Annotated in this window: 7 protein-coding genes, 1 tRNA gene and 2 pseudogenes; 4 read left to right on the forward strand and 6 right to left on the reverse strand. The window is 63.3% G+C overall.

What is annotated here, in order from left to right; all coding sequences use genetic code 11:
• Positions 1–379, forward strand: a pseudogene (locus tag EOA38_RS23885) (dihydroorotate dehydrogenase (quinone)); the annotation flags it as partial.
• Positions 380–416: 37 nt separating this feature from the next.
• Here the strand turns inward: EOA38_RS23885 and EOA38_RS23890 are convergent.
• Together EOA38_RS23890 and EOA38_RS23895 are read right to left on the reverse strand one after the other, a co-directional pair.
• Positions 417–941, reverse strand: coding sequence for an STM3941 family protein (locus tag EOA38_RS23890; protein ID WP_127300385.1), 525 nt, complete (start codon positions 939–941; stop codon positions 417–419).
• A 75-nt stretch (positions 942–1,016) separates the two neighbouring features.
• Complete coding sequence (locus EOA38_RS23895; RefSeq protein WP_189434841.1) at positions 1,017–2,354, reverse strand: MATE family efflux transporter; 1,338 nt, start codon at positions 2,352–2,354, stop codon at positions 1,017–1,019.
• A gap of 138 nt (positions 2,355–2,492) precedes the next feature.
• Between EOA38_RS23895 and EOA38_RS23900 the strand changes: the two genes are divergently transcribed.
• Positions 2,493–3,395, forward strand: coding sequence for a histone deacetylase (locus EOA38_RS23900; RefSeq protein WP_127300389.1), 903 nt, complete (start codon positions 2,493–2,495; stop codon positions 3,393–3,395).
• A 97-nt stretch (positions 3,396–3,492) separates the two neighbouring features.
• Here EOA38_RS23900 and EOA38_RS23905 read toward each other — a convergent pair whose 3' ends face one another.
• Positions 3,493–3,756: a DUF6460 domain-containing protein gene (locus EOA38_RS23905; protein WP_127300386.1), complete on the reverse strand. Its 264-nt coding sequence runs from the start codon at positions 3,754–3,756 to the stop codon at positions 3,493–3,495.
• Positions 3,757–3,901: 145 nt separating this feature from the next.
• Here EOA38_RS23905 and EOA38_RS23910 point away from each other — a divergent pair.
• A tRNA-Gly gene (locus EOA38_RS23910) sits at positions 3,902–3,975 on the forward strand.
• 50 nt (positions 3,976–4,025) lie between these two features.
• Here EOA38_RS23910 and EOA38_RS23915 read toward each other — a convergent pair.
• The 3 genes from EOA38_RS23915 to EOA38_RS23925 form a co-directional block, all read right to left on the reverse strand.
• Positions 4,026–4,409, reverse strand: coding sequence for a hypothetical protein (locus tag EOA38_RS23915; RefSeq protein WP_127300387.1), 384 nt, complete (start codon positions 4,407–4,409; stop codon positions 4,026–4,028).
• Positions 4,410–4,908: 499 nt separating this feature from the next.
• Complete coding sequence (locus tag EOA38_RS23920; protein ID WP_126090270.1) at positions 4,909–5,244, reverse strand: protamine-2 (modular protein); 336 nt, start codon at positions 5,242–5,244, stop codon at positions 4,909–4,911.
• A gap of 103 nt (positions 5,245–5,347) precedes the next feature.
• Positions 5,348–6,337 carry a LysR family transcriptional regulator gene (locus tag EOA38_RS23925; protein WP_126090271.1) on the reverse strand — a complete coding sequence of 330 codons (990 nt, stop codon included), beginning with the start codon at positions 6,335–6,337 and terminating at the stop codon, positions 5,348–5,350.
• A gap of 293 nt (positions 6,338–6,630) precedes the next feature.
• Between EOA38_RS23925 and EOA38_RS41140 the strand changes: the two are divergent.
• Positions 6,631–6,753, forward strand: a pseudogene (locus tag EOA38_RS41140) (sugar ABC transporter substrate-binding protein); the annotation flags it as partial.

A 6,753-nucleotide genomic window follows, 5' to 3' on the forward strand; every position in this document is an offset into this window, starting at 1 on the left:
TGACAGCGTCGTGTTGGAAACGATGACGCTGTCACGGGCTGGATTGCGCAGCGCAAGTCTTGCAGGCGAAACCGGGGGGCTGTCGGGCAAACCGCTGTTCGAGCGCTCGACCGCGGTGCTCGCCCGGATGCGCAAGCTGCTCGGCCCGGAGATGGCCATCATAGGCGTCGGCGGCGTCGACTCGGCCGAAACCGCACTGGAGAAGACCCGCGCCGGCGCCGACCTGGTCCAGCTCTACACCGGCATGATCTATGCCGGCCCGGCGCTGCCTGGCCGCATCGTTGCCGGCATGGCGCGGTTTGTGGAAAGGGAAAGACTGACTTCGCTGCGTGAGCTACGCGACAGCAGAGTTGACGCCTGGGCCGCTAGATCACTTTAGGAAGCCGCTCCGAGCGGCATCTCCAAAGCGAACTCACTCAGCTGGTCGAGGACTGACTCAGCTCACCATGCAACGCCTGCAGCCGGTAGGAATTCAGGGTCTCGACCATCTTTTCCGTTGATAGACGCCAGCCCCGGGGGAGACCACCCTCAATTCTGGGTCTCCCATCAGATCGGGGCTTGGCGCTAGGTTCGAAGCGAAACCCGACCGCCTTAGATCGTCTCTGCCTGCGGATATGGAAACCCTGAACATCCTGCCAGGCAATTTTGAATGGCGTCCGAATAAGACCGCCGCCAACCGTGAACCCGCCGCCATCCAAGATTAAAAAGTGCGGCCGGATGATCAACCAGGCGAAAATCAGTAAGCACAGCCCAAAGAAGGATATGCCAAGCGAACCCGCCACAATCATTTTGAGCGCCGCGAATATTGGTTTATTCATAGATTCCCGGATCAAATAAGCTCCTAGCCAAACAAAGGCTGCGCTTGGGACGAGGCATAAAAATCCTTTCGTGCGTGACCCTTTTATGATCATAGGCTCTACTTGCTGAACCTCCCCGCTCATTGTTTCCCCCTATATGCTAGACACCCGCAACTCTAGCAATATAGAACAATCTAGCTCCCCTTTCTACAGAAACGGCTAAAATGCCGTGCGCACCCTGAGCCGCAGCACCGCGAGCAGGCTCAACCCACGCACCAGCAGGAAGACATGCAGTGCCGCCCACAGGCCGCTGTTGCCGAAGGCCGGCGCCAGCGTGATGAGCGCGGCGCTGAATGCGAGGAACGACACGAGCATCATGTTGCGCATATCGCGCGACCAGGTGGCGCCGATGAAGACGCCGTCCAACTGGAACGCCAGCACGCCGCTCAGCGCCGTGAAGGCGGCCCAGGGCAGATAGGTGTCGGCGACCGCGCGGACCTCCGGCGCCGTGGTCACCAGCGCCACCAGGCTGGCACCGGCGGTCAGCAGAACAAGGCTGGCGGCGCCAGCGAGACCGAAACCCCAGATCAAGGTCAGCCGCACGGCCTGACGGAAGGGCGTCGCCGCATGCGCGCCGACGGCGCGGCCGGCAAGCTGCTCCGCGGCGGTGGCAAAACCGTCGAGGAAATAGCCGGCGACGAGGAAGAAGTTCATCAGCACGGCGTTGGCGGCGAGCGTCACCGTGCCGAACTGCGCGCCCTGCCTGGTGAACAACGCGAAGGCGGCGAGCAGCGAGAAGGAGCGGATCATGATGTCGCGGTTGAGCGACAGCATGCGCCTGTAGGCCGGCAGGTCGAGGATGCGCCGGCGCGACGGCCGCTCCAGCTTGCGGAAGCGGCTGAGCACGATGGCGAGGCCGAGCAGCATCGCCAGGAACTCGCCGGTGACGGTCGCCCAGGCGACGCCGGCAACGCCCCAGCCGAGCTCGAGGCCGAGCAGGAAACAGAGCAGGATGTTGATGCCGTTGAGCACCGCCTGCAGCATCAACCCCAGCCCGCCTTCGCCGCGCCCCAGCACGTAGCCCAGTATGGCGTAGTTGACGAGCGAGAAGGGCGCGGCGAGCAGCCTGATGCGGATATAGACCGACATCGCGGCACTGACGCGCGGCTCGGCGCCCATGAACCACTGGCCGGCCACGGCAAAGAGCGGCGCAAGCGCCGCAAGCACGACGCCGGCGACGACCGCGATCAGCACGGCCCGCCAGAGCACCGCCTGCTCCTCCAACGGATCGCCGCGCCCGAAGGCCTGTGCAACAAGGCCGGTGGTGCCGGAGCGCAGGAAGTTGAAGGTGGTGAACACGACGTCGAAGACCAGCGCTCCCGCCGCCAAGCCGCCGAGAAGGGCCGCGTCGCCGAACTGCCCGACCACCGCGGTATCGACGATGCCGAGCAGCGGCGTCGTCAGATAGGCGAGCGTCATCGGCCCGGCAATCGCCAGCACCGATCGGTTGGTGACGATGAAGGATCTGGCGTTGATCTGGGTCGCGCCCTTGTCCAAGGACTGCTGCCTCGCTCGTTGCGGCTTGATCGCACGGCCGATGTGCCCCAGTTTGCGGCTGCCGTGCAATCGCCATCCAGCGGCGGTCAACCGAATTCCCGGACTGGCGCAGGAAGATTGGCGCAGGCCGCCCTCATCATGCCCTTGCAGATCGTCCACCATCCCGACTACGACGCCGGCTTTGCCGTCAACCACCGGTTTCCGATGAGCAAATATCCGCTGCTCATGGAAGCTTTGCGGAACTGTGGGCTGGCCGTGCAGGACGCGCTTTCGACGCCGGAGCCGGCGCCGCCGGCATGGCTGAAGCTGGCGCATGCTGAAGACTATGTCGACCAGGTACTGGCTTGCGAAGTGCCGGAAAAGATCGAGCGCGAGATCGGTTTTCCGGTCGGGCAGCGCGTTTCGCTCAGGGCACAGCTTGCCACCGCCGGCACGGTGCTGGCCGCAAGGCTGGCGCTGAGACACGGCATAGCCTGCAACGCCGCCGGCGGCAGCCATCACGCCCGGCGCGTGCAAGGCGCCGGCTTCTGCACTTTCAACGACGTAGCCGTCGCGTCGCTGGCGCTGCTTGCGGAGCGCGCCGTCGAAAACATCCTGGTCGTCGATCTCGACGTGCACCAGGGCGACGGCACGGCGGACATCCTGAAGGATGAACCCCGCGCCTTCACCTTTTCCATGCATGGCGAGCGCAACTATCCGCTGCGCAAGATCGCCTCCGACCTCGATGTCGCCCTGCCCGACGGCACCGGCGATGCCGCCTATCTCGATCGGCTCGGCGCCATCCTGCCGGAACTATCGGAAGCAAGGCGCTGGGATATCGTCTTCTACAATGCCGGCGTGGATGTCCATGCCGAGGACAGGCTTGGCCGGCTGGCGCTCTCCGACCAAGGCCTGCGTGCCCGGGACGAGATGGTGATCGCCCATTTCAAGGCCCGCGGCATTCCGCTGTGCGGGGTCATCGGCGGCGGCTATTCGACCGATGTGCCGGCCCTTGCCGCGCGTCACGCCATCCTGTTCGAGGCCGCGGCCCGCTACGCCTGAGTATCAATTGGAGCATGATCTTTTCCGGGCCGGGGTCAGCGAAACAAAAACCGGCAACCACTTTTCGCTTCGCGGTCCTTCGGTTCGGGATCACGCTTTATTTTCGATAGCTGGCGATCCTGAGCAGGATGAAGACCGGCAAGACGATCGCGGCACCGAGCAGGATATAGCCCAGGAAGCGGTCGATGGCGTGGAAGCCGAGATTCCACAAATCGATGAAGAACTGGCGGATGCCGTAGAAGACGTCCATCGGCGACCAGCCGAAGGCGTGCATGACGAGGCCGACGAGGAAGGAAACCACCAGCAGCTTCACGAGCACCCTGAGTGGCGTATCGCCGAGGAAGCGTGTCAGTGCGGACAAGGCCGTTCTCCGGGTTCAAGCTGCCCCGATTCGGCAGCGCGACTTCAGAAATACGCACTCGGTCGTGCGGCATCAAGCAGAGCGGCCGCGGATGCAGCTTTGCCGATTGCTTGAGGCCCCGCCGTCATGGTAACGAGGCTGCTGCGCGGGTATGATGTAATGGTAGCTTGTCAGCTTCCCAAGCTGAACGCGCGGGTTCGATTCCCGCTACCCGCTCCATGCCACACAACAATGCCGGCGCACCCGCCGCGATCAGAGCAGAGTGTCCTTCAGCGGCTGGAGGCGAACGCGATTGTCGTGGCTTGCGCCACAGTCCCGCATGGGGGGAGATGCTTTGCGGCCTCGTCGGCTTCCATCCGCACGATGGTGCGCGACAGGCCGCCGTGCTCTCCGATCCACTGCCGCACCCAGTCGGGATATTGCGAGATCAGGTAATCGGCGGCGACTGCGTTCTGCTCAGCGCCGACGCCATAGGGCAGGTGGAAACCGAAGGAGGCGCGCGGGGTGACGCAGAGCTGGTCGGCAGGCAGGGACAAATAGAGCGTGCAGGCGCTGTCGCACGCGCCGTCGAAGGCCACCGGCTCGTCGGCGGCTCGCAGTTTGGCAACGTGCAAGGCGAAAACTATGATCTGGCCGCCGGGACTGCCGCGCACCGTCTCCGCATCCGCAGGCAGCGTTGTCAGCAAAGCGGCGAATAAAGCTATCGCCCTGGCTATCAATCTCCACCCAATCCGCTGAGGATCGGCGTACATCTTGTTGGCCTCGCTCATCCAGCGAGACCAAGGCTAACATCGAGATGGTTAACAACAGGCAGCTTTGAAAACATCGAACTTCCAGGTCCGCCCACTGCCCGCTCCCTCTCAACAGCAGGGTTTTTGGAAAATCAAGGCGCTTTTCGACCGCATTCCGAAAGGAGCCATCACGTTCATCGAAAGCGTGAAACAAGCGCGTGTCGCCGCAAGCATGACGGACTTGGGCTGCCGCAGGAGAACAGTCGCGCGATTATGGTGAAACGGAAGCCGGCCACCTTGCGATGGCCGGCTGTTGAGTTGGTGAGGCAATTCCAGGAAACAGCGATTTTCCGTCCGGAATTGCCTGGCACTGCTTGGAGCGGATCAGCGCCTCTTTCAAAAAGCTGAACCGCTATGGCCCCTAGAGCCAGATGCCGATCCAGACGCGTTCGCGCCAGCAGCGGCGACGCCAATAGCCATGGCGCCAATAGCGGCGGCAAACCCGTCTCCACACGCGCCGCCGCCTGCGGCGACGACGGCCGTAATACCCATGATGCCAATAACGATGGTAAACCTGCTCCAGTTCGGCTTTATCCTCCCCGTCCTCGAAGACGGTTGGATCCGGCTTGTCGAGCTCATCCAGGATTCCGTTGCCGCCCGGAATACCGGCAACTGCCTTGCTTGGTCCCGCGAGGCTTGCAAGTGCTGCTGCCCCCGCAACGCCAAGCATTCCAGTCAGAAACAACCGACGTTCCATCAAAACCTCCCGAGCTGTTGAGCATCGACAACTCACCCCTCACCCGGAACAGGCTCCAGCGCGCTGCCGATCGGTTTGAACGCGCAGGTAGCATTCTCGTTCCCTATCCCACTTCGCGCAGGATGAAGTCGTGCAGCATCTTGGCCGCCGGCGAGAGCACGCGGTTCTTGACCGTTATCAGGCTGTAGGGCCTGACTTCGATGTCGAACTCGGTCTGGACGACGTCGATTGCGCCAGCCAGTCCGTCGGCGCTCTGGATGAACTTGGCCACCTGGACCGAAACCGGGGCGATGGCATCGGACTGCGCCACCATCACCAGCGTCAAGAGCAGCGAGGAGGTGTTGAGGATGCGGTCGGGAAGCGGGATGTTGCGGTTCAGGAAATTGCTTTCCATCGCCTGGCGCAGCGGCGAGCCGCCGGACTGGAACACCCAGTCATAGGCGGCCGTCTCCTCGAGACCGACCATCTTGCCGCTGGCAAGCGGATGGCCCCTGCGCACGATCAGGCAGGCCTTCTCGATGCCGATGACGCGCGATTCGAACAGCCGCGGATTGAGGTCGTCTGGAATGCGGGCGATGATGAAGTCGTGGCGGGAGGCGATCAACTCGCGGGCGAGCACGTTCGACGTCTCGACCTGCATGGTGATCTCGATGCGCGGGTAGAGGCGACGAATCTCGCGAATCGCCGGCACGGCCAGTTCGATTGCCGGCGCGGTCACGGCGCCGAGGAACACCGAGCCGCCCTTGCCGGCCTTGAGCTCCAAAATCTCGCGGTCCGCTTCGCGCATCTCGAGCAGGATCGAGCGGGCGCGCCGGGCGAGCGCTTGGCCGTAAGGGGTCAGCGTCACGCCGCGCGGCAGCCGCTCGCACAACTTGACCGCGAGCACCGCCTCCATCTCGGCGATCATGCGCGAGGCCGCCGGCTGGGAGATGTTCATGACCTGCGCGGCGGCGCTCACCCGTCCGTGATCGTCAAGGGCGGCGATCATGCGCATATGGCGCAGGCTCAGGCCGCTGCGCAGGAGCGGCTCACCGTCTCCCGGGATCTTCTCGTAAGTTACTGAAATCGCATCAGGATCGCGTAACGCTGCCATGGATCTTCCAGCCTTTTCGCCAGCTTCCTGCCGCATGCTAAACCATACCGGTTTCGGTATAGCAACCACCAAAGATCGCATTTGACAGTTATGTCAAAGGAACCCACCCTTCGCGCGTTCCGAGGCGCAACGGTCGGCAACGAGCAAAATCGTATCGATTGAAACTGCGTCGCGGGGCCGATTGGGAGGATACCGGAGATCGATAAAGCCGACAGAGGCGCGACCGCGCTCCTGCTCGGCTGCGCGGCCCGCGAAGCCCCGAGGTGTCGCGTCCATCAACCAGGGAGAGTAATGTGAAGATCATCAAGACACTGGCCGCCGTCGCGGCCCTTGGCGTCGCTGCCATGACCTATTCGGCACACGCCGCCGACAAGGGTCTCGTCGGCGTGCTGATGCCGACCAAGACCTCGCAGCGC

This window comes from Mesorhizobium sp. M1E.F.Ca.ET.041.01.1.1, assembly GCF_003997355.1.
Taxonomy (GTDB): Bacteria; Pseudomonadota; Alphaproteobacteria; order Rhizobiales; family Rhizobiaceae; genus Mesorhizobium.

What these genes read in the sequence shown, in the direction of transcription:
- EOA38_RS23890 (WP_127300385.1), bottom strand. Translation starts at nt 941, where the DNA reads ATGAGCGGGGAGGTTCAGCAAGTAGAGCCTATGATCATAAAAGGGTCA.
- EOA38_RS23920 (WP_126090270.1), bottom strand. Translation starts at nt 5,244, where the DNA reads ATGGAACGTCGGTTGTTTCTGACTGGAATGCTTGGCGTTGCGGGGGCA.
- EOA38_RS23925 (WP_126090271.1), bottom strand. Translation starts at nt 6,337, where the DNA reads ATGGCAGCGTTACGCGATCCTGATGCGATTTCAGTAACTTACGAGAAG.
- EOA38_RS23900 (WP_127300389.1), top strand. Translation starts at nt 2,493, where the DNA reads ATGCCCTTGCAGATCGTCCACCATCCCGACTACGACGCCGGCTTTGCC.